The 21427-nt window shown below is 35.1% G+C and carries 17 protein-coding genes and 3 pseudogenes; 9 read left to right on the top strand and 11 right to left on the bottom strand.

All coding sequences use genetic code 11. From position 1 onward, the window contains the following. Positions 1 to 366: 366 nt before the first annotated feature. From ACP6PM_RS17535 to ACP6PM_RS17515, 5 genes and pseudogenes are all read right to left on the bottom strand, one after another. Positions 367 to 1049, bottom strand: a pseudogene (locus tag ACP6PM_RS17535) (type ISP restriction/modification enzyme). Then, positions 1016 to 1366 (bottom strand): DUF5615 family PIN-like protein, encoded by a 351-nt coding sequence (locus tag ACP6PM_RS17530; protein ID WP_426586824.1) that lies wholly within the window; start codon positions 1364 to 1366, stop codon positions 1016 to 1018. The pseudogene ACP6PM_RS17535 and the gene ACP6PM_RS17530 overlap by 34 nt, the downstream one beginning before the upstream one ends. Positions 1367 to 1372: 6 nt before the next feature. Then, the gene (locus ACP6PM_RS17525; protein WP_426586812.1) at positions 1373 to 1699 is read right to left on the bottom strand and encodes a DUF433 domain-containing protein; all 327 of its coding nucleotides are present in this window, start codon (positions 1697 to 1699) and stop codon (positions 1373 to 1375) included. A gap of 127 nt (positions 1700 to 1826) precedes the next feature. After that, the gene (locus ACP6PM_RS17520) at positions 1827 to 3554 is read right to left on the bottom strand and encodes a succinate dehydrogenase/fumarate reductase flavoprotein subunit (protein ID WP_426586811.1); all 1728 of its coding nucleotides are present in this window, start codon (positions 3552 to 3554) and stop codon (positions 1827 to 1829) included. A gap of 818 nt (positions 3555 to 4372) precedes the next feature. After that, a complete protein-coding gene (locus ACP6PM_RS17515) occupies positions 4373 to 4681 on the bottom strand; it encodes a hypothetical protein (RefSeq protein WP_426586809.1) in 309 nt (102 codons plus the stop codon). A gap of 1102 nt (positions 4682 to 5783) precedes the next feature. Between ACP6PM_RS17515 and ACP6PM_RS17510 the strand changes: the two are divergent. Together ACP6PM_RS17510 and ACP6PM_RS17505 are read left to right on the top strand one after the other, a co-directional pair. Next, positions 5784 to 6035 (top strand): annotated as a pseudogene (locus tag ACP6PM_RS17510) (transposase family protein); the annotation flags it as partial. Positions 6036 to 6178: 143 nt separating this feature from the next. After that, the gene (locus ACP6PM_RS17505) at positions 6179 to 6805 is read left to right on the top strand and encodes an IS630 family transposase (RefSeq protein ID WP_426586807.1); all 627 of its coding nucleotides are present in this window, start codon (positions 6179 to 6181) and stop codon (positions 6803 to 6805) included. 1270 nt (positions 6806 to 8075) lie between these two features. Here ACP6PM_RS17505 and ACP6PM_RS17500 read toward each other — a convergent pair. The 4 genes from ACP6PM_RS17500 to ACP6PM_RS17485 form a co-directional block, all read right to left on the bottom strand. After that, a complete protein-coding gene (locus ACP6PM_RS17500) occupies positions 8076 to 8345 on the bottom strand; it encodes a hypothetical protein (RefSeq protein ID WP_426586805.1) in 270 nt (89 codons plus the stop codon). A 771-nt stretch (positions 8346 to 9116) separates the two neighbouring features. Continuing rightward, positions 9117 to 11018, bottom strand: a complete 1902-nt coding sequence (locus tag ACP6PM_RS17495; protein WP_426586803.1) for a protein kinase domain-containing protein — start codon at positions 11016 to 11018, stop codon at positions 9117 to 9119. Positions 11019 to 11708: 690 nt separating this feature from the next. Further along, positions 11709 to 13064, bottom strand: a complete 1356-nt coding sequence (locus ACP6PM_RS17490; RefSeq protein WP_426586801.1) for a serpin family protein — start codon at positions 13062 to 13064, stop codon at positions 11709 to 11711. A gap of 18 nt (positions 13065 to 13082) precedes the next feature. Continuing rightward, the gene (locus tag ACP6PM_RS17485; protein WP_426586799.1) at positions 13083 to 13277 is read right to left on the bottom strand and encodes a serpin family protein; all 195 of its coding nucleotides are present in this window, start codon (positions 13275 to 13277) and stop codon (positions 13083 to 13085) included. 16 nt (positions 13278 to 13293) lie between these two features. Here ACP6PM_RS17485 and ACP6PM_RS17480 point away from each other — a divergent pair, with 16 nt between their 5' ends. Continuing rightward, positions 13294 to 13434: a hypothetical protein gene (locus ACP6PM_RS17480; protein ID WP_426586797.1), complete on the top strand. Its 141-nt coding sequence runs from the start codon at positions 13294 to 13296 to the stop codon at positions 13432 to 13434. 124 nt (positions 13435 to 13558) lie between these two features. Here ACP6PM_RS17480 and ACP6PM_RS17475 read toward each other — a convergent pair whose 3' ends face one another. Next, the gene (locus ACP6PM_RS17475) at positions 13559 to 14872 is read right to left on the bottom strand and encodes a serpin family protein (protein WP_426586795.1); all 1314 of its coding nucleotides are present in this window, start codon (positions 14870 to 14872) and stop codon (positions 13559 to 13561) included. A 31-nt stretch (positions 14873 to 14903) separates the two neighbouring features. On the opposite strand from ACP6PM_RS17475, the gene ACP6PM_RS17470 reads away from it, so the two are divergent. The 3 genes and pseudogenes from ACP6PM_RS17470 to ACP6PM_RS17460 all read left to right on the top strand — a co-directional run. Continuing rightward, entirely contained in the window at positions 14904 to 15371 is a 468-nt protein-coding gene (locus ACP6PM_RS17470) for an ABA4-like family protein (RefSeq protein WP_426586794.1), read from the top strand. Positions 15372 to 16458: 1087 nt separating this feature from the next. After that, complete coding sequence (locus ACP6PM_RS17465) at positions 16459 to 17880, top strand: dihydrolipoyl dehydrogenase family protein (protein ID WP_426586792.1); 1422 nt, start codon at positions 16459 to 16461, stop codon at positions 17878 to 17880. Between the two features lie 269 nt (positions 17881 to 18149). Then, positions 18150 to 18368, top strand: a pseudogene (locus ACP6PM_RS17460) (hypothetical protein); the annotation flags it as partial. A gap of 140 nt (positions 18369 to 18508) precedes the next feature. Here ACP6PM_RS17460 and ACP6PM_RS17455 read toward each other — a convergent pair. Continuing rightward, on the bottom strand, positions 18509 to 18718 hold the full coding sequence (locus ACP6PM_RS17455) for a hypothetical protein (protein ID WP_426586790.1): 210 nt from the start codon (positions 18716 to 18718) through the stop codon (positions 18509 to 18511). Between the two features lie 576 nt (positions 18719 to 19294). On the opposite strand from ACP6PM_RS17455, the gene ACP6PM_RS17450 reads away from it, so the two are divergent. From ACP6PM_RS17450 to ACP6PM_RS17440, 3 genes are all read left to right on the top strand, one after another. Then, on the top strand, positions 19295 to 19528 hold the full coding sequence (locus tag ACP6PM_RS17450) for a hypothetical protein (protein WP_426586789.1): 234 nt from the start codon (positions 19295 to 19297) through the stop codon (positions 19526 to 19528). A gap of 75 nt (positions 19529 to 19603) precedes the next feature. Continuing rightward, positions 19604 to 20053 (top strand): hypothetical protein, encoded by a 450-nt coding sequence (locus ACP6PM_RS17445; RefSeq protein ID WP_426586787.1) that lies wholly within the window; start codon positions 19604 to 19606, stop codon positions 20051 to 20053. A gap of 97 nt (positions 20054 to 20150) precedes the next feature. Continuing rightward, positions 20151 to 20849 carry a GUN4 domain-containing protein gene (locus tag ACP6PM_RS17440; protein ID WP_426586785.1) on the top strand — a complete coding sequence of 233 codons (699 nt, stop codon included), beginning with the start codon at positions 20151 to 20153 and terminating at the stop codon, positions 20847 to 20849. Positions 20850 to 21427: the final 578 nt, after the last annotated feature.

Raw genomic sequence — 21427 nt, 5'->3', positions numbered from 1 at the left:
TATGGGAAAAATTTGTCGGGGGTGGGAAGAGTCAACTCTGGCGTTAGTATCAAATTTCTATTTCTGATTTGTCTCTATTGCGATATACGCAATAAGAATTTCTGCCTAGCATTTTCTGGAGTATGGGAAAAATTTGTCGGGGGTGGGAAGAGTCAACTCTGGCGTTAGTATCAAATGTTTATTTCTGATTTGTCTCTATTGGGGAGTAGGCAATAGAAATTTTGAGTTAGTAATTTCTGGAGTATGGAAAAGTGAGTCAGAGGTCTGGGAAAGGGCGCGCCGAGGGTAGTATCAAATGTTTATTTCTGATTTGTCTCTATTGGGGAGTAGGCAATAAATTTGCAGAGGGGTTTGGAGACCAAACCCCTACTCAGTTTCCATATTCTGAATAATTTTCATAGTTTCGACACTAACGGTACAAACTTTTTGTAGTAGGTCAATAACTGTTTCTTTATAGTCAGCAAAATGATAGGTATTGAATTTTTCAGCGATGGTTTTATCTCTGGGTTTCTTTTCTTTATATTGATCTAATACCCATTCCAAAGCACTCCTGTTTCCGAGGCGATATTCCCAGGCAATTTTGGGAATTTTTTCTAATGTTGTGATGGTATCTATTAATATTTTGTCTTTGGTTTTATCTGCTTTAAGTTTTGGTTTAGGAGTGGATGAGTTGTCGGGAGTTGGTAAGTCGATGCGGGTTAATGGAAAAGGTTTAATAGTTTCATAGTTAATGTGTAAGTCGATTAATTTTTTTCCCATTTTACCCACTTTTGAAAATTTTCGTAGAAGGGGAGGCGGGGAAATTCTCGTTTGAGGTTTTGTTCGTATTTTTGTCGGTAAGTGGGGTGGTGTAAGACGGCGTAGGTGTAGTGGAAGATGTCGATTTTTTTGATTTTCTTGTTGTTGTAATAAGTTTGGAATTTTTGCAGACTCCAGTCGGTAATATTTTCGTGGCGCTTTCCATTTTCATCAGTGTAATTATTGTAATAATGAAAAGAAAAAAAAGCAGCAAAATTTACAATGGAATATAACGAACTTGACCTTCCCATTCCCCTTCAAAACTACATTCTGCTAATAACAAAATATCTTTTATAGCCCTACCAATAGGAGTATTTAAACTAACTTCAAATACTCCTGGCATAGGTACACCAACTTCTACTCTTCTGTAGGCATATTGTGTAATTGTTGTCACATCATGTGTTAACAATATTCGCCCTTCCTGTGCAGACCATTCTAATACAGTTGGGTCATCAGCACCCAACAAAGCAACATCTTGAACTCTAACAATATCTAAGTCAGGCATCTGCCGTAATAAACCCCGAACAATATTATTATTAAAATTTTCATCAGCGGTAAATTTTAATATAATTTATTACCCTACGCGACGTTGAAGTAAGCGATCACGTATTCTTCGAGGGTAAAATTTAGTCTCATTTTTTTGACGTACTTCTTGTGCTATTTTTTGTCGTTCCTGCAAATACTTTTCTACTTCTTCTTGATGCCTTAAATAATAGACAATAACTGCATAAACATCTACTAAATTTAATGATGGATATGCCAAACAAATTTCTTCTGCTGTTGCCCCTTGTTGAAAAACATAAACAACTGTATCTAGGGTGACTCTTGTTCCAGCAACTAGGGCTACACCATTCGTATTTATTGTTAAAGGAATAGGTTCTGCTGTGATTGAAATTGTCATAATATTTGTTACTAATTCATATTTTAATAACTATAGCAATCTGTCGAGAATTTTGGAAAAAAACTGTAGGGGTTTGGTCTCCAAACCCCATTTTCCTTCTCCTAACTCCTGACTCCTACTCCCCTACTTAATACTTCCGCTCCTGGGGTTCAAACATAGTTATTGCTACAGGTCGATAACTAATACCAATTCCCGCCAAGGAATAATAAGCTAAACTATGCCGTAAAAACTGCTCATCATTTCGTTGTGGAAAATCTTCTCGACTATGAGCGCCTCGACTTTCCTGACGACTCAATGCCGAACTTAAAATTGTCTCTCCCACAACAATAATACTCCGCAACTCTAACGCCTCAATAATTTCTGTATTCCAAGACTTACCCTTATCATCCAAATAAACCTGCTGATATTGCTCCTGCAACTGCTCCAACTTTTCCAACCCCTGCTGCATCACATCCTGGGAACGAAACACACCACAATGCTCACTCATGGCATCCTGAAACTGCTGCCTTAAAAAATCAATCCTATATTCTCCAGAGCGGTCTAACAACCCCTGAATTTGTTCCCGCGCCTCCTCTAAATAACCTTCCTCCTCAACATCAGGTAACTTTCTACCTTCCACAAACTCAGCGATCGCTGCTCCAGTACGTCTTCCATAAACCACACATTCCAACAAAGAATTACTTCCCAAACGGTTCGCCCCATGTACCGAAACACAAGCACATTCTCCCGCAGCAAATAACCCATCCACCAAACCATCAGCACTAGCCAAAACTCTACCATCAGTATTAGTAGGAATGCCACCCATAGAATAATGAGCAGTCGGACGTACTGGCATCGGTTTGTTCACCGCATCAATACCTAAAAGACGATGCGCCTCTTCCCAAGCAAAGGGCACTCGACTCATAATTTTCTCCCGCCCCATGTGTCGCAGATCCAGACAAACAAACGGACCTCCCGCACTACCATCCATATTAATTCCGCGACCAGCACGAAGTTCCAAAGTAATAGCGCGGGAAGTAATATCGCGGGGTGCCAACTCCATGCGACTCGGAGCATAATTCGCCATAAAGCGATCGCCCTCACTATTAATTAGATAAGCACCCTCACCGCGCACCGCTTCGGAAATTAAAACTCCTGCCGGATATAAACCAGTGGGATGAAACTGCACAAATTCCATATCTTGAAGAGGCAAACCTCCCATTGCTGCCATTGCCAAACCATCGCCAGTCGAAGCATAATCATTGGAAGTAGTATTAAACACCCGACCATAACCACCAGTGGCAAGCATTACGGCTTTTGCTCGAAGTACAACTATTTCTCCATCCAGAATATGATACATAACTACCCCCTTTGCCTGACCTTCTTCCAATATCAGACGCATTACATACCATTCCTCATAAATTTTTACCCCATAACGGCGGAGGTTATTCACTAATTCATGCAAAATAGCATGACCAGTTTTATCCGCAGCATAACAGGTGCGGTTGTGGGAGTGACCACCAAAAGCTCGTTGAGCAATACGACCATCTGGCAACCGGGAAAATAATACTCCCAAATGTTCTAGGTCAATAATTACATCTGGTGCTTCCTTAGCTAAAATTTCTACTGCATCTTGGTCTGCCAGATAGTCCGAACCTTTAACAGTATCAAAAGCATGAGCTTTCCAACTATCTTCTGGATCTACATTTTGGAGAGATGCTGCTATCCCCCCTTGAGCAGCGACAGAGTGGGAACGAATGGGGTGAGTTTTGGCAACGACTGCCACATTTAAACTAGAATTTTTGCGAGCTATTTCTACAGCAGCGCGACTTCCAGCGAGACCGCCGCCTACTATAATTATGTCGTGTTCTAACATTAGCTAAATATTAGGTATTTTTGTTCTTTTATCATCTTACTTTATAGCAAGTAAAGCTAAATAATTTCTGGCAAAAATTTGTCTGATATTCTCCACAAAAATACTTTTCTATTTGCTGAAACTAATTTAAAAAAAGAATGCTATAAAACGGACAGATTGAAATTTCTGCTGAAAATTAGCTCTCTCCAATGGTAAAAAAGCGAACAATTATACCATTTGCTACCTTTTTTTCTTCTTTCTTTATTCCTTCTTAAGAGCTGATACTATTTGTCACAAAAATAGAGCGATTTGGTATGAAACCTGATAAATATAGGACTAAACATTTAGGTTAGAATATTAGTATAGCAATCAGGAATCAGATGTGAGAATTGAGGAGTTCCTTAAAAGGATAGAATATAGCAGTTATCTTATGAATAAGATACATTTTCGGTAGTCCTGCATAGTAATGGTGAAGATGTATATTTTTTTTAATTTCTTCCCACACTCCCCACAACTCCCACACTTTCTACACTCTCTCTACCATTACGCGAGCACCACCACCAAATTTTCTTCTTCCCTGTTCCCAGTTAAGTGTTCCCTGTTCCCTAAAAGTCTCCAATATCTCACAACTCAAATCATATTGCTATAAATTCTAAAACTCACTCAGAGATTACTTTTAACTTTTGACTTTTAACTTTTGACTTGCCCATAGCGCTATAACTCCTCATTCCTAAAAAACCTACCTGTCATTAGGCAGGCAGATTTTTAATACTTTTAGATTCTTGATTAATTGAAGAATTGAGTAATTTTCAAGTCACTAAATTAAAGACTCAAAATATTTAACCTAGAGATGTTGCTGTTTGCTGACCTGGTGTTGACATTTCAAGCTGCTCTTCCTCATTAGGCTCTACTGAAGAAATTTCAATATGATTTAATAGGGTAGTTACAAAAGCAAATAGTAGGAAAGGTAGAGACAAGACCACGACTAGAGCAATAGCTCCTAGAGCATAGGTTTGGTTACTGCTAGTCCAAAGGGCAACTCCTCCAGCAATACTCAAGAATACTACTATTAACCAAACAATAATCTGGCCATAAATGTCGCCGAAGGTGAGGGTGCAACTAAGCCGATATTTTTGGATATTATTCATCGTTTTACCTCATTATATTACTTCAAATTTATAGGTTAGACCGCTTGTCAAACTAGGGTAAGATTTCTCAAGATTTTGATCGGAATTGTTACGATACTTTACATTAAGATCTTCATCAATATTATCATCTTTGTTTAATTTTATACTGAAATTTTAATTGCGAAGAAAAAATAAAGAAACAATAAACTATTTTTCTTTTCAAAGGGGATCTTCTTGAGAAGAATTTTCCATATTTCATATGAAACCAGGTTGTAGAGTTACTCGAAACATAAACCAAGTTTTTTTATACCACTGGAGAGTACAAAGTTATTCTAAAAAACGATTTGCTTATCTGACTGAAAGTCTTACTGGAAAGGGCTTACAGCACCTACAGGTATGAATGGATAGTTTCTAAGCTTGAGTTGCTGAAAGCCTTAGCTAGCAATAGTTATTCAAAGAACTTCGCACTGTCTAGTTATACCAGTTACCATGCATTAATGCTATAATTAGGTAACACTTCAGGAATTTAAGTCATTAACATAAGCATTTGGAATCTTTTTGCTAATAATAGCCCAGTTAATGTTAATTATTCTTATTTTTACTTCTCGCTCTCGGACGTTGCATGCAACTACTCCTCCTCCTGGGAGGGGTTAGGGGTGGGTCCCCTGATCAATAAAATGTAGAAAAGTTGTTGAGAAATGGTATTAGGGGGCATTTCAGTTATCAGTTATCCGTTATCCGTTAGCCTCCTTATTGCAGAGGTACTGCAATAAGGAGGCTTGACATAAAGAATATTTTCTTTTCTCTTGGTCGATTGGATATGGCGCACTTCGGAGCGGCTCTGCATTCAGAGGGAAATCTCGCCATCCCTACTCTACTACATGCTCCGCAATTCAAGTCGCTCCGCGTTAACGCGCGTTGTGCGGAGCGCTAAACGACCGCTTTTTATACCCTATCCAAGGGGCAGGGCTGTTTCATTCTCACTAAGCGTGTAGAATTATAGAGTAAAGAGCAGATTTATTGATATAAATTGGCCAATATGCCAATATATGAAAATATATGGAAAAAAGCCTCATTGATTACCTGAAAGAAATACCTGATTTTCGCATAGCAGAGAGGCTGTCGCCACCCCTTATGGCTGGTACTGTTGATTATGATTATGGGAATCATCAGCGGTTATTGGGGTTATAGACAGTTAGGGAAATTTACCGAACGCCATCGTTTAACTTTAATTAAACTACTCAATATTCCTCAAGCTCGTGTTCCTTCTTATTCAACGATGAGACGAGTCATGGTACAACTAGATTACCAAAAATTACAAATAGCTTTTAATCAATGGAGCCAACAATATAGTAAAACCAGGTCTAGAGAGTAGGTATCAATAGATGGAAAAAGTCTCAAAAATACGGTAAAAAATCACGATAAATCTGAGCAAAATTTTGTTAATTGTGTATCAGCATTTAGTCATCAAAGAGGGTTAGTTTTAGGGATAAAAATCTTTGGTATGGAAACTTGAAAGTGAATCCTGATGAAAAACAAACTGACCGAGTGCAGAAACTGAGACTGGATTTCTGGGACCAAATCCGTGATGTTCCTGTAAAAGATTTAGTTTTTTTGGATGAAGCTGGAGTCAACTTAGCTTTAGTCAGATTATATGCTCGTGCCCCACGGGGTCAAAGAGCTAGAGGCCCTCGTCCCCAAAAACGGGGTCAAAATGTGTCCATGATTGCTGCCATCTGTTTAAAAGGAATTGTTTCATCTATCAATCTGTTAGGTTCAACTGATAGATTAACATTTGAGGCTTTTGTTATCCAAAAATTAGTACCGAATCTTTGGCCTGGTGCCACTGTTGTTTGGGATAACAGCAGTATTCATCAGGGACAGGACATTGAAAAAGCGTTGGCGGAGCCTAGCGGCAGCTATATCGCTCAAGTAGGAGCTAGATTAATTTATTTACCCCCTTACTCTCCTGATTTTAATCCGATTGAAAACTTGTGGTCAAAAGTTAAAAATCTTCTTCGTTCTATTGGGGCTAGAACCTATCAATCTCTGGAAAATGCGATCGCTCAAGCTTACGATCAAGTCTCTTTCAAAGATATTCGTAATTGGTTTGCTCACTCCTGCTACTGTATCTCACCAATTTGAGAAACGCTATGATTGATAATTACCTCTCCCTAAAACGGATTCGATTGACGCGGAGCGTGAAAATTTTTCTTCTCAAGGGGAGATTGGATATGGCGCACTTCGGAGCGGCTCTGCATTCAGAGGGAGACCTCGCCATCCCATCCTAGGTCATGCTCCGCTTTCCGACCGCTCTCTTGGTCGATTGGAGGCTAGCGTTTCGCTGCGCGACATGAAACGCGTTTGCGGAGCATTCCGTAGGATAGCGTCCCGGAGGGAACGGAGACCTCGCCATCCCATCCTGACGGAATGCTCCGCTTTCCGACCGCTTGTTTCTCCTTTAAAGGAGAGGCTTTTTACCTTAATTATTGGGTAAAATATGACGGAGACCTCGCCATCCCATCCTGACGGAATGCTCCGCTTTCCGACCGCTTGTTTCTCCTTTAAAGGAGAGGCTTTTTACCTTAATTATTGGGTAAAATATGACGGAGACCTCGCCATCCCATCCTGACGGAATGCTCCGCTTTCCGACCGCTTGTTTCTCCTTTAAAGGAGAGGCTTTTTACCTTAATTATTGGGTAAAATATGCATGATCGCTCTTATTATTCGTAACATTCTTTTTTCAAAATAGTATAATATGGACTTTATCATATCATCTTCCTTGACAAATATAAAAACCGGATTTCTGTCATTTCAAACCCGGTTTTTTAACTATTTTATTTTTTTTTCATGGAACATTTTATTTAAGGATTCAGTTTTCAGCTTTTACCGATCACTTTTTTATTCATAACTTTTAATTCTCCTTTGAGACTAATTCCTCTTTCGTTGTGACAATGAGTTAATAACTAATAGCTAATAGCTGATGACTAAATGCTTATATCTAATGCCAATTACCCAAAATAATTCTATACTTCAGTTACACTTAAAATATACTTCAAAAGTAAAATAATTACTAAGATTACAAGTCTGTTTTTGACAATTATTAGTCGGCTAGTATAAATTTTTCCTATTTTTAACCTCTCCCCACACCTCCCACACTTCCCACACTTTCCCACCCGATCGGGTATAGCATTCTTTTTGAGAAATGGTATAAGCTACAAGCTAGTTGAAAAATTAATATTTCTGTCAACTGTATTTGTCCTTAATATTAGGAATATTCCTACAATTTTTTCTTGTAACCAATTCTCAGAATATAAGATTAAACAGGTTTAGTTAAATCAGAACAATAACTATCATTTACTATTCAGGAATATTCCTACGATTTTTTCTTGTAACTAATTCTCAGAATATAAGATTAAACAGGTTTGCTTAAATCAGAACAATAATTATCATTTACTATTTGAGAATTAATCTTTACAGCTTCCATATCTGATGATTCTGGTAGCGTCTTATTTGTAGGATGAAATTTGACTTTTTTACAAACAACCTGAGAATTACTTATAGAGGCATAATCCCAAGTGAAAATTTCTGAATCTCTAATAGTTGCATTAGCTGGAACTCTGACTAATCCACTTAGTAAGACTAATTCTAGAGTTATTAAAGCAATAATTATGTATTTGAACATATACCCTCCTAACTTTATTTTGAATAATTAATTTTAAGTACATAGTTTTATGCTTATCTATGCTTATCTATATTATCTCATGGTTTTTCTTTAAGTGTCAAGATAGTTAATAATTTTAAGCAGTTAGTTCTTAGCAAATAATGAACAATTCCTTCTAAGGTTATACCGTTGCACGGAAGTCAAAAGTTGAAAGTTAAAAGTTAAAAATTAAAAGTTCAATTTTATAGGATCAAAACTTTTACTATACAGTAATTTCAGGAAATTATTTCACATTTAAATCTTGAAACTATTTGTGAAATATTTAAAGTTAATTGGTATTAAATGAATGTACTTTGGCAGTAACTTTTAATTCTCTCTCAATTTATCAATTCCTTTTATACCAAGCGCGATAAATGTTTGTTACAAATGGTAGGGATGTTCCATGCAAGGTCTCTATGGAAGAGGGAAGAAGGCTTTAGTTATCTAGGAGAGAAGAAGTAAATTTTGAAAAAAAGGGAAAAATGATATAGCAAGGAACGAGTTGGTTAGGACATAGATTGATGATGAACCTTGGACAGAGAAATACTTTTCCCACTGTTCCCTGTTCCCTGTTCCCTATTCCCTGCTATAGAAATAGCTGTCTAAAATGAATTGGAGTAGCTCTTTTTAAGTATCTCTAATCGAAATACACCTTTTTGTACCATTCTTTTTTCAAAGTGGTATTAGCTCCTCCTCTCATCAATAGCTAATTGCTGATGGCTGTTAGCTCCGCATTCCGCAGGAAATGCTTACTTAATACCTAGGATTAATTCTATTTCTAGCAAATAATTCTAAGGAATATTCAATAGGTTTGGCTGAATTAGAAACAACTACAAATTGATAATAACCAGACCTTTTTGTTTCACCTCTCCATTGATTTTCTGGAGAATCTTCTATTAATCCTCTAGACCTACGGCGATAATTTCTGGGAGGATAAATAGATAATAAGACTTCTGGAGAATTAGCTTCTAATTTGACGCGCAAAATTTGTTCAGCTTGTAACCAAGCTAGATAAATTTTACCTTCCCCTGGTTGGAGAGTACCCTTGACAATTTTCCGAAACGAACCTCGTGCAAAATTAACTTCTTCTAGAGATTTTCTGCTTTGTAAATCTTTCATTGTATCAGTAGCGATCGCTTGCCAAACTTGACCTATTGGTAAACCAATGAGGTTTCGACCACGGGTTTGCTCTGAAAATAAGTTAATAAACCGAGCATCGGTCAAATCATTAAAGGCAGCACTACTAATCTTTAATCTGCTCAGTTGAGACCGCCATCGATAAATATCTTCTTTACTATAATTGCCTAATCTGCGACGAGTATCTGGAGTTAGGGTTTCTAGTTTGTCTACCAACTTATCAGCTATTGCATACCACCGCCACTGCCATAATTTATCTTCTGGCGTTTTATTACTCAAAGTCTGCCCTCTTTTTTGAGGATACTTACTGTAGAAAAATTCATCTACTAAGGGAATAAAGAAAGATTCATCAATACCTAACTGCTGGAGGCGATCGCTCAATTGTTCTGGTTTCTCATTTACAATTCTGTCTTGATTAGATGGGTATTCTAACCAAAAATTACCAGCTACCCAACCTATTCCTCCCATACTAAATATTGTCACTAATACTAATAAAATTGTTGACCAAATAGAAGATTTTTGGGCAATATCAGTGGTAACAGGAGTTTGGGGAACTGACATAGTAGTTACATTGGAGAGTTTACCAGCAGAAACAGGTGGAGTGGAAACTATGTCTGGTGGTGCTTGGGTAGTAGCTAAGTTAGTGCTAGATGGCAGGTTTTCCAGCGCTCCAATAACTTGATGAGCGTTTTTAAATCGAGCGCTCGGTTTAAAAGCTAACATTTTATCTAATATATTTCCGAGATTTTCACTAATACTAATTTCCTTGCGCCAGTTAAAAGTTAAGTTGTGAGCATCTATCAAAAAAGAGGGTTCCTTTCCAGTTAGTAAAACTAAAGCTGTTGCTGCTAAAGCATATAGATCGCTGTCAGTATTAATCACTCCTAGTCGCATTTGTTCATCTGGAGCATATCCTATTTTTCCTAACTTTGTTGCTTGGGGTAGAAGACCACCTCCTTTGTGAGCATACTCAGAGGCGACTTTTGTTGCTGTTTCTTTCACTCCACCAAAATCAATTAATACTGGCAATTTATCAGAAGTCTGTAGAATTATATTATCTGGAGAAATATCACGGTGAATAACTCCCAAGTTATGGATATATTCCAACACTGGTAATAGTTGCAGCAAAAATTTTTTTACTTCTGCTTCGCTAAAAAGTTTGCCTTGAAGTCTGCGGTTTTCTAATAAAGCACGATAAGTTTTACCTTTTATATAATCTTGTACCAGAAATAAATATCCTTCCCCATCTAACTTATAGCGAAACATTTCCCGAAAACCAGGAATTTGTGGATGCCGCAATTTGTAGAGTACCCCTGCTTCTCGTTCAAATAGTTCCTGGGATTTTTGTAAGGCGTAGCTACCATGAACTTGGGGGGCAAATTCTTTGAGTACGCAGAGTTCCTGGAAACGGTGGTTATCTTCTGCAAGGTAGGTACGTCCAAAACCACCATGTCCTAATTGTTTAATAATTTTATAGCGGTCAGTGAGTATTAGACCAGGATATATGGGGTTATTCATAATAATAATGGCTAGTTTGACCCTAAATTTAAGTTCTATTTATTATATTCAGTTGAACCTAACCTTATACCGTTTCACGGAAGTTAAAAATTAAAAGTTAAAAATCAAAAGTTAAAAGTTAGATTTTATAGGATTACAACTTTGACTGTACAGTAATTTCAGGAAATTATTTTATATCCAAAGTTTGAAACTATTGGTGGCATATTTCAAGTGAATTGGTATTACAAAAGTTGACAGTATAAATTTAGGAGTAAAAAAGCAGGAAAAAATTAATTATTTGAAAAAAGCGGTTAGCACTCAGCAGTCAGCAAGATTATTTTTCTAAAGTGCTAGAAGGGGATTTCAACCCCGACTCAACAATCCTACTTATAGAAGCAGGGGATTTTAACAATCGCTCAAAAAGCTGTTAACGAAGTTCCTTGGCAGGAGGCTAACTGATTACTAAAAGCTGATAGTTAGTTAACTACTAGAGGTTTTAATTATTCTATTGTATATGTAGAGTAGATGATGATGTGGCTGTGATAGTGATGTTAACTAATTACCTTAACTTCTGGAATTTTTATCAAAAGAGAGAAACATAAGCAGGTAATAAGTTGGGGAGAGTTGTGATAATTTTGTATTCTATGATTCTAGCAATTTCCATCTCTGAGTGAGGTACAAAATTCTTCAATAATTAATAATTATTAATTATTAAAACAGATAGGATTGGTTAAAAAGAATTTTTTTCTTCTCTTGGTCGATGAGAGTAACTTCATATTCATTTTTAAACTTTGGCAACCCTAAATTAATTTTATTAAACCTAAACTGTTTTTGATTAAACCAAAACTGTTTCATCCAATTTTCCCAGTTTTTTTGATTTAAAACTTGATGAAATTTCTCTAAACCCACTCCTGGCTTGGGGAGAAATATATACATACTGACACGACGTTTTTTATAGGGCAAGCTCACTGCTTGAAAATCTTGGTTTTCATAATATAAGTATCCTGATTCTTTGAACATAATTGGATGTTGTTTTTGAGTTCCATTAGCTAAATAAAAAGGCATCTCTTTAGTAGAATATTCTGATTCATTTTTAAACTTTGGCAAACCTAGATTAACTTCATAACCTCCTCCAAACTGTTTCATCCAATCTTCCCAGTTTTCTTCATTCAAAACTTGATAAAATCCCTCTAAACCGACTTGTTCCCTGGGGAGAAATATATACATACTAGCTAAATGTTTTTTATAGGGCAAACTCACTGCCTGAAAATCTTCATTCTCGTAGTAGTAGTACAAATATGTTGATGATTGGAACATAATTGGATGTTGTTTTTGAGTTCCATTGGCTAAATAAAAAGGCATCTCTTGAGTAAAATATTCTGAAAATTGTTCTTCCCAATTGCCCTGAAAATAAATAGCATTTAATAACACCATGACATCATTAGGATTAAGTGCTTGAATAATTTCATCAATTTTGCCTTCAGTTTTGTCTTTTACCCAATTATTGATAATTTTCGGACTTTCAGGATCGTTAAAGTCAATTTCCCTTACTTGACTCTGATAAAAATCTTGATTTACTTGGAGAAAACTTGGATAAAAAGATATTCCCTTTCTAGTCCAGATAGAGTTAGCAATATTTAATTTAATCTCTGGATTTAAACTATTTAATAAAATCCCTAAATCCTTATTTGCTTGATTAACTTCTGCTAAACTCATTCCCTGAAAGTTTAAAGTTTTAGCTATAGCTTCTTGAGTTTTTCCAGCAGCGCCATTGTAGGTCATTGATAGAGCGATCGCTATACTAATAGGTGAGATAAAAATATTTTCGTTTGATGGGGATTTCGGAATTTCTGAAAATAGTTGAAAACCAAATTTATTATTGGCATAAACTAATTTATTCAAGGTACTTTTATCTACTGTTTGAGCTAATTTATGCTGCTTATGATTTCTGAAAATTATTGTACTGCCAGGCAAGTTATAGACTCCCAAAATTACAATTAAAATAATTACTCCTAGAGACATTTTGGCAGAAATACCAGAAAATTTATTGACAAGTTTTTTGAACATTCTTTTACTTCTCTAGATTCAAAAGTTTAAAGTTTTAGCCATAGCTTCTTGAGTTTTTCCGGCGGCGCCATTGTAAATCATTGATAGGGAGATTGCTATACTACTGGGCGATATAAAAATATTTTCATTTGACTGGGATTTCGGAATTTCTGAAAATAGTTGAAAGGCAAATTTGTTATTAGCAGAAACTAATTTATTGATTTTCTCGCTCATCTCTATACTTTCTATTTTGGTTAATCTAATAATAGCAAATGCCAAAAATAATCAACCCTCAACACTGGCGACTTCCCATTTTATGAAGCACTCTGGAGTTGCTCCGGGAAAAACTGCTTTTGTGTCAACTATTTCCTATGTGGCAATAGTTATTTGATTTTCTCAAGCAATAAAGGGGATAAAACAAATTTAAGAATCATCTACTCTTTTGTCACTCTGACTTCAAAAGTATAGATACCAAATGTCCTTGCCTTTGTTTTCTATTCCCTATTCCCTTTTAATCACGTTTTTGGATTTGTAATTTCTCCCATAAACAAAATAGTTCCAGAATCATTATCTCTAATTGCAAAAAAGAAAGGACGGTCAACTAACATATCAACCACTATTTCTGCACTTCTCGTTCCCATTGTTATACTCGTAGTTGCTGCTGCTTCTGTTCCAGCTTCATTAACTTCAACAAATGTTTTATGTTTAACTTCATCAATATATAACTCTGGTGGAGTAGGACGCATTCCAGAAAAATCTGCCGTTCTTTTGTCAAAAGCTATTTCCATTCCCAAAGATTTCAAAACATTATTGAGGGTAACTTCATATTCAGTTTTAAATTTTGGCAAACCTAAATTAACTTTTTGATACTCAAACTGGAACATCCAATCTTGCCAGTTTTTATCGTTTAAAATTTGATAAAATTTCTCTAATCCTAGTTGTTCAGCAGGCAGAAATATATACATACTTACACGACCTTCTCCATAGGGTAAGCTAACTGCTTGAAAATCTTCATCTTCGTAATATAAATGTTGAGATGATTGAAACATAATTGGATGTTTTTTTTGATTTCCGTTTGGTAGATAAAAAGGTAATTCTTTCGTAGATTTTTCTGAAAATTCTTGCTGCCAATTAGCTTTAAAATAAATCGCATTTAACAAGACCATGACGGCATTAGGCTTTAGTTGATCGATAATTTGATCGATTTTTCCCTCAGTACAATCCTTGACCCAATTATTGATAATCTCTGGTGTTTGAGGATGATTAAAGTCGATTGCACTTACTTTACTTTGATAAAAATCTTGATTTCTTTGTAGAAAATTTTGGTCGAAAGATATTCCTTTTTTCGCCCAAATTGAGTTGCCAATATCTAATTTAATGTCTGTATTTAAACTATTTAATAAAATGCCTAAATCTTTGTTTGCTTGATTAACTTCTTCTAAACTCATTCCCTGAAAATTTAAAGTTTTAGCCATAGCTTCTTGAGTTTTTCCACTAGCACCATTGTAGGTCATTGATAGGGCGATCGCTATACTACTCGGTGAGATAAAGATATTGTCATTTGAGTGTGATTTATTAATTTCTGAAAATAGTTGAAAAGCAAATCGATTATTAGCAGAAACTAATTTCATACTCATATCCATGTATCCTGTTTGAGCTAACTTATTCTGCATCTGATTTGTATGATTATCGGTATGATTTTTATGATTCTTTGACTTTATTGCAGCTCCTGGTAAATGATAGACTCCAAAAATTACAATTAAAGCAATTATCCCTGGAGACATTTTGGCAGAAATAGCATAACATTTATTTATAAGTTCTTTGAACATTTTATTACCTTAGTGGAGTGAATAAATAACAATGACTATCGATTTAATTTTCAACGGTGCTAATTTATTTGTATTACCATTCTGGGCATTAATTATATTTTTGCCTAACTGGAAAGTGACTCGTAAAATTATGGAATCTTTTATTCCTTTTATATTATTAGTAGCCGTTTATCTTTATTTACTTATTAGTAGTCTTACCCCTGAATCTGCTGCAGCTTTATCCAATCCTACTCTGTCAGATATTGCTAAATTCTTTGGAGAAGAATCAGCAGCAGCAACAGGATGGATTCATTTTTTAGTTATGGATTTGTTTGTTGGTCGTTGGATTTATTGGGAAGGGCAACGCACTGGTGTTTGGACTGCCCACTCAATAATTTTTTGTTTATTTGCCGGACCTTTTGGTTTATTATCTCATATTTTAACCTCTTGGATAAGTCAAAAATTCTTCAGTAATTCTACAGAAAAGAAAACTTCAACACCTACTGTAGAAGGAGTGTAAAATTAAGATAGTTCATCTAAAACCCTCTTAAGTTTATAGGTTCTTAATCAAGATTCAGTAGTTTCTCAGATACTACTAATCTTGTAAGGCTTAAATAATTATTAGAAGGTTGTAGAACTGATTTATAAGGTCAATATAAAAAGAGCTAGAGCTGTTGTTACCTATTACTGTTATTGCGTGGGGTGGATAGGAAAGTAATTATTTAAGTTTCTCCAATTAATTACCTCCTGTGTCAATCTTTGGTTTAACAGTTAATTGGAGATTATATCATTTCAGTTATCAGTTATCAGTTATCAGTTAAAAGTACTTCCTACTCAAGTAAGGAGCTTGAAATACTAAATTTTCTTTTTTTATCTCCTTTAAAGGGGAAGCTTGAGACCTTATTTTCTGGTCAACTGAGAATATGCTTTCTCGAGTGCAGTTAACTTGTTTTATAAGTGCCTTGTCATGAGAACATCAGACTATCTTGATAATATTGTCTTTAATAAGTTCAACTACTTTTATAAATGTTTGCTAGAAATCAGGGAACTTGATTATAACTACTTATTTTTTGTACAAAGTTCTTGATTTGATTGGTAAACATTCAGCCTTCAGCCTTCAGCCTTCAGCTATTAGGTTCATACAAAATTAAGTCGTATGGCAATATTGAGATGCTAAATTACCATCTTTAATTATGGATAAAAGTACATCATAAAAATTTAGATATCCATAGCAAATCGCTTTTATTATTTATTCACAAAAAAAGCTGATTGCATACCGCTAATAGCTGAATAGTTACTTTGATTGAGGGAAAAATAATAAAATTTTTATTCTTTCTTTCTAACCTTCTTCCTTCTTCACACTTTCCTCTTCCTTTTCATTATTTGTAATTTTTTTTTCATGCTTGGTACGAGCTATTAGGTAGGGAGTGGTAGGTAAAATTTATTCATCAAAGAGATAATAGGAACAATAATTTAAAAATTACTTTTAATAGTTATTTTTTGGTTGTTTTACCTATCATTAAAAAAATGGTTATTTGTTTGAATTTATTCCTTTTTTATTCTTCTTTATTGCTTCTTTTTTTGACTATTAATATAGAGGTAAAATCATGGCAGTTAAATATGATATTGTAATAATTGGTGGTGGTTCTGCTGGTTTAGTAGTAGCTTCTGCTGCTGCTCAATTAAAAGCTAAAGTAGCATTAGTAGAAAAAGATAAATTGGGTGGTGATTGTTTGTGGTTTGGTTGTGTTCCTAGTAAGTCTTTAATTCATGCTTCTCGTGTTGCTTATGAAGTAAAAAATGCTGCTAAATTTGGCATTTATACTCAACCTCCAGAAATTGAATTTGCCAAAGCAACTAGTCATGCTCAACAAGTAATTGCTAATATTCAACCCCATGATTCACCGGAAAGATTTCGAGGTTTAGGTGTTGAAGTTATTTTTGGGGAAGGTAAATTTATAGATAAGAAAACTTTTGAAGTTGATGGTCAACAATTAACTGCAAGAGCTTTTGTTATTTCCACAGGTTCTCGACCAGCAATTCCATCTGTAGAAGGGTTAAATTCTGCTGGTTTCCTAACAAATGAAAAGGTATTTTCTCTACAAGAACGACCAAATGCTTTGGCAATAATTGGCGCGGGTCCGATAGGTTGTGAATTAGGTCAAGCTTTTTCTCGTCTTGGTAGTGATGTAACTATTATTTCTAGTAGAAGTCATATTTTACCGAAGGAAGAACCGGAAGCTGCTCTAGTTGTACAGGAACAATTTAAGTCGGAAGGAATTAAGATTTTAAAGGAAACTAGGGCAGAAAAAGTGGAAGTTGTGGATGGCAAAAAGCAATTAACGGCAGGTGGAAAAAATATTATAGTTGATGAAATTTTAGTTGCTGGTGGTAGGTTGCCCAATGTAGAATCTTTGAATTTAGAAGCTGCTGGTGTCGAAGTAGGAAAGCAAGGAATTATTGTTAATGATAAATTGCAAACTACTAATTCTAAAATTTATGCTTGTGGAGATGTAATTGGTGGTTATCAGTTTACTCATGTGGCGGGTTATGAAGCGGTTGTTGCTTTAACAAATGCCTTGTTTTTTCCAATTAGTAAGGCTAATTATCGGGTTATTCCGTGGGCAACTTTTACTGACCCAGAATTGGCAAGGGTTGGGTTAACAGAAAAGCAAGCAAAGGAACGTTATGGAGATGATGTTTATGTATTGAAGCAACCTTTTTCTGGTGTAGACCGCGCTCAAGCTGAGGCAGCTACAACTGGATTTGGTAAGATTATTACTAGGGGAAATGGGGAAATTTTAGGAGCGCATTTAGTTGGTATTTCTGCTGGCGAATTAATCCATGAAATTGTTTTAGCAATGTCGAATAAGTTGCCTGTTTCTGCTTTGACTGGGATTCATATTTACCCGACTTTATCTGAGGTAAATAGTAAAGCAGGTTTATTGTTGAAAAAAGAGAAATATGCCAAAAATTTATGGCAGCAGAATATGTTAGAGAAGTTCTTTAATTGGAGGCGTTCTTTTTAATAGAAGGAAGAAGAAAGTCGGGTAGTGAACCGTTTCAGCTAAAATAGTGCATTAGAATTGTCATTGCGAACGACAGTGAAGCAATCTCTAGAAAGTTTTCTATTGCAACATTTAAGATGAAACGGTCCACTACTGAAATACTTGACCTCACTGAAATAAAATTCCTTAATCATTTACTATTGCTATATTAAATCCGATAAAATTTACCTACTTCTTTTCTATCTTGAGGATATGTTTGCCAACAAATATTATTATAAAATCAGGAACGTGAATATTGGATTGTTGATTATTTAGGAATAGGAGCTGTTCGTTTTATTGGGTATCCTAAACAACCAACTATTTCTATTTATCAGCTTCTAGATGGAGAATATCAAGTACAACATTTTCTAGGAGAGTATTTGATTAATAAATCCCTGATTTTTCCGGAATTGAATTTGAAGGTTGAACAGATTTTTCAAGGTCAACGTTCATTAATGGATAATGAATAATGGATGATTACCTCTAGTTAAAACCGAGAAGATTGAATACTGGGAAATATTATTTCTTTTTGTCCTTAAAACGAGAGGCTTTCAACTGAATGAATTAATTAACAATTAGAATTATCCATTGGTAAGCATTAAAATTAAAATTACTTATCTTTATTACTCTCCCAACTTTGATACGCTACCCACAAAAATAAAATTCCAAAGAGTAATATAAATATACCATATTCTCGAATTAAACTTTCTGAACCATCATCAATTTCTGCTGTTTCTAATCCTAATTTACGTTGCAAAGATTTCAAAATTCCATAAAGTCTCTGAGAAAGATTCATTAAAACAAACGGGATATATTTCATATTTGAGTATTGATTAAAACGGCTCTTCAATCATAATAGTAGAAGTAGCAAGAAAAACCGAAATTGGAAGAAATAACTAGATGATAGCCTTAGATAATAGAGAGATTACTTCGGGGGTCGCAATTTTTTATCCACAATTGTTAAGTATTGAGTATCCCCTTCGCAATGACAACTTTTTTTCCTCCTTAAAGGTGATAAGTATTTAGTCAAATTCTATGAAATTTCCAGTTGCGAAACTATCTATAAATAGGACTTACGCAAAAAAACGTTTTTTTGTCATTACGAGCGGCAGCGAAGCAATCTCAAACGTCGATATTTCCTTGATATTTCCTTTATATTTGGGAAAGTTTCTGAGAAAATAACTATGCAAATTCTCCACTTAGACTTGAAATTAATTAATAGGAGATAATTATGCTCAATTCCGATACTTTGCACAGAAGATTTTTTAGTGTTTCAAAAAACATCAGAAAAAATTAGAGAATGTGGAAATTGTTTCTGGAGAAAAGCGACTTTTACTCAAAAATGCAACTGTAGAGCAAATCAAATATATTTGGGAAAGTTTCTGAGAAAATAGCTATGCAAATTCTCCACCTAGACTTGAAATTAATAGGAGATAATTATGCTCAATTCCGATACTTTTGGAATAATCCCAATGATTACCAATCTTATCAATTATCTCTGACAGAAATTTCTGCTCTAATCAAAAAGTCGGAAGCAAACTATTACACCAGACTGCCAGAATACTACGCCAAAACTGGTCAAATACTTTATAACTGGTTAGATGGAAATGACCGTATTTTGCAAAGATAAATTGATAGATATCGACGGGAAGGAATTGTTTTAGCTATTTCTACTTAGGAAAGATTAGCTCATTTACCTTGGGAGTTGCTACACGATGGTAAAGAATTTTTAGTTCAGCGTAAACCTGCCATTATTCCTATTCGTTGGATGACGGATAATCAACAACTTTCTTTTCAAAATCAACCTCATAACCGAGCATTAAATGTTGTATTTATGGCAAGTTACCCCCGCAATATGGGAGACCATTTTTATGAACTAGATTTTGAAGCAGAGGAGGGAAGTATTTTAGAAGCAACTAAAAGAACGCCTCTATATTTAGAAGTAGAAGAAAGTGGTTGTTTGACTGAATTAGATTATCTAGTGGAAAGTCAGGAAGAGAATTTTTTTGATGTTGTTCATCTCACGGTTCATGCAACATTTCGGAATAATAAACCTTGCTTTATTACCGAGACAGATCAGGAATTAATTAAGGTTAATGCTAGAGACTGGCATAAATTACCGAAAAATTTTGGTTTAAAGCCTCCCCTTGGATAGGGGATAATAAATAAAAATTTTCATGATTAGTCAATCCTATCCGTTTTCAAGGAGAGGTAATTATTCATTATTCATTATTCATTATTGAAGACTTTATGTGGCGGGTAGTTTACCGGGAGCGTTAGTAACTCGTTTGAGAGAGCGAGGTCGGAAACCTGCACCCCGTTACCAGAAAACCATTGAATTTAGAGACCCAGAAGGTAAACTTAGGGTGGCCACTCGTGAAAATTTTGTCGGTCGTCGCCGTCAGTTACAAAATTGTCTCCGTGCTTTTAAGATGGATGAATTTAATTATGCTTATGAATTAGCACTCAGGCAAACTAAAGCTGAATTGTCAAAAGATAATTTGTTCTATCAATTAGAGGAATATTTGTGTCAAGGTGATTGGGTAAAAGCTGTTTCATTATCAGCTTTGATTTTTTTTGAAGTAATGGCATTAGAGAATATACAGAGAGATTATATCTATGAAAAGATTCCGTGTCAAATTCTCAATAAGATAGATCGACTGTGGATCAAACATAGTAATGGTAAGTTTGGTTTTTCTATTCAAAAAAAAATTAATCAGAATTTAAATGTAGAAGAAAAATATAATGAAAGTATCGGTTGGGTACAAAGAGAAATGTCAGTAAATATGGAAAAAATAATTTTTAATCTGGATGAGGCAGACACAAATGGATTTTTCCCATCATGGAATTTGTTACATTTAATTGAAGGCTGGTCAAATATTTATTGGGGAGGGATAGAAAGTGCTATTGAGAAATGGCAAAACACCCTTCTCTTGCGCACAGATTTATAAACTCTAACATATAAAATTCAAGAGTCAAGAGAGAATAATTTTAAGAACTAATTGTTATGAGTTTTCTTTATTTGAGTATTTTGATATCTGGCAGTTCAGTTAGCAGTTATCAGCTTTTTCGGTGAATAATTATCAGTTAGCAGTTATCAGCTTTTAATAACCCATTTCTCCCTCTACACATCATTAAAAAATTGCATTGCCACCTCTTGTTGTGAGGTACTTTTACTTTTCTATTCAACCTCCTATAATTTCCTTTGACAAATTTAGCGCTCGCTCAAAAAAAAAGGGATTAGAAAATTCTGCTCTATTCATCTGAAAGTGACACTAATTAATTTGTAATAGGGTTGGGTATAACTCAGTTAAACCGAACAAATAATACCAAATTCCAAACAGGTAGTTAGAGTTGGGTTTCCTTACCTCAACCCAACCCAACCTACAAATACTAGAATTTCCTTTGACAAATTTAGCGCTCGCTCAAAAAAAGAGATGATAAAATTCTGCTTTATTCATCTGAAAATGACATTAATTAATTTGTAATAGGGTTGGGTATAACTCAGTTAAACCGAACAAATAATACC

Source organism: Dapis brunnea BLCC-M229 (genome assembly GCF_050015995.1).
Classification (GTDB): domain Bacteria; phylum Cyanobacteriota; class Cyanobacteriia; order Cyanobacteriales; family Microcoleaceae; genus Trichodesmium.
This window is presented reverse-complemented; position numbering and strand designations above follow the sequence as displayed.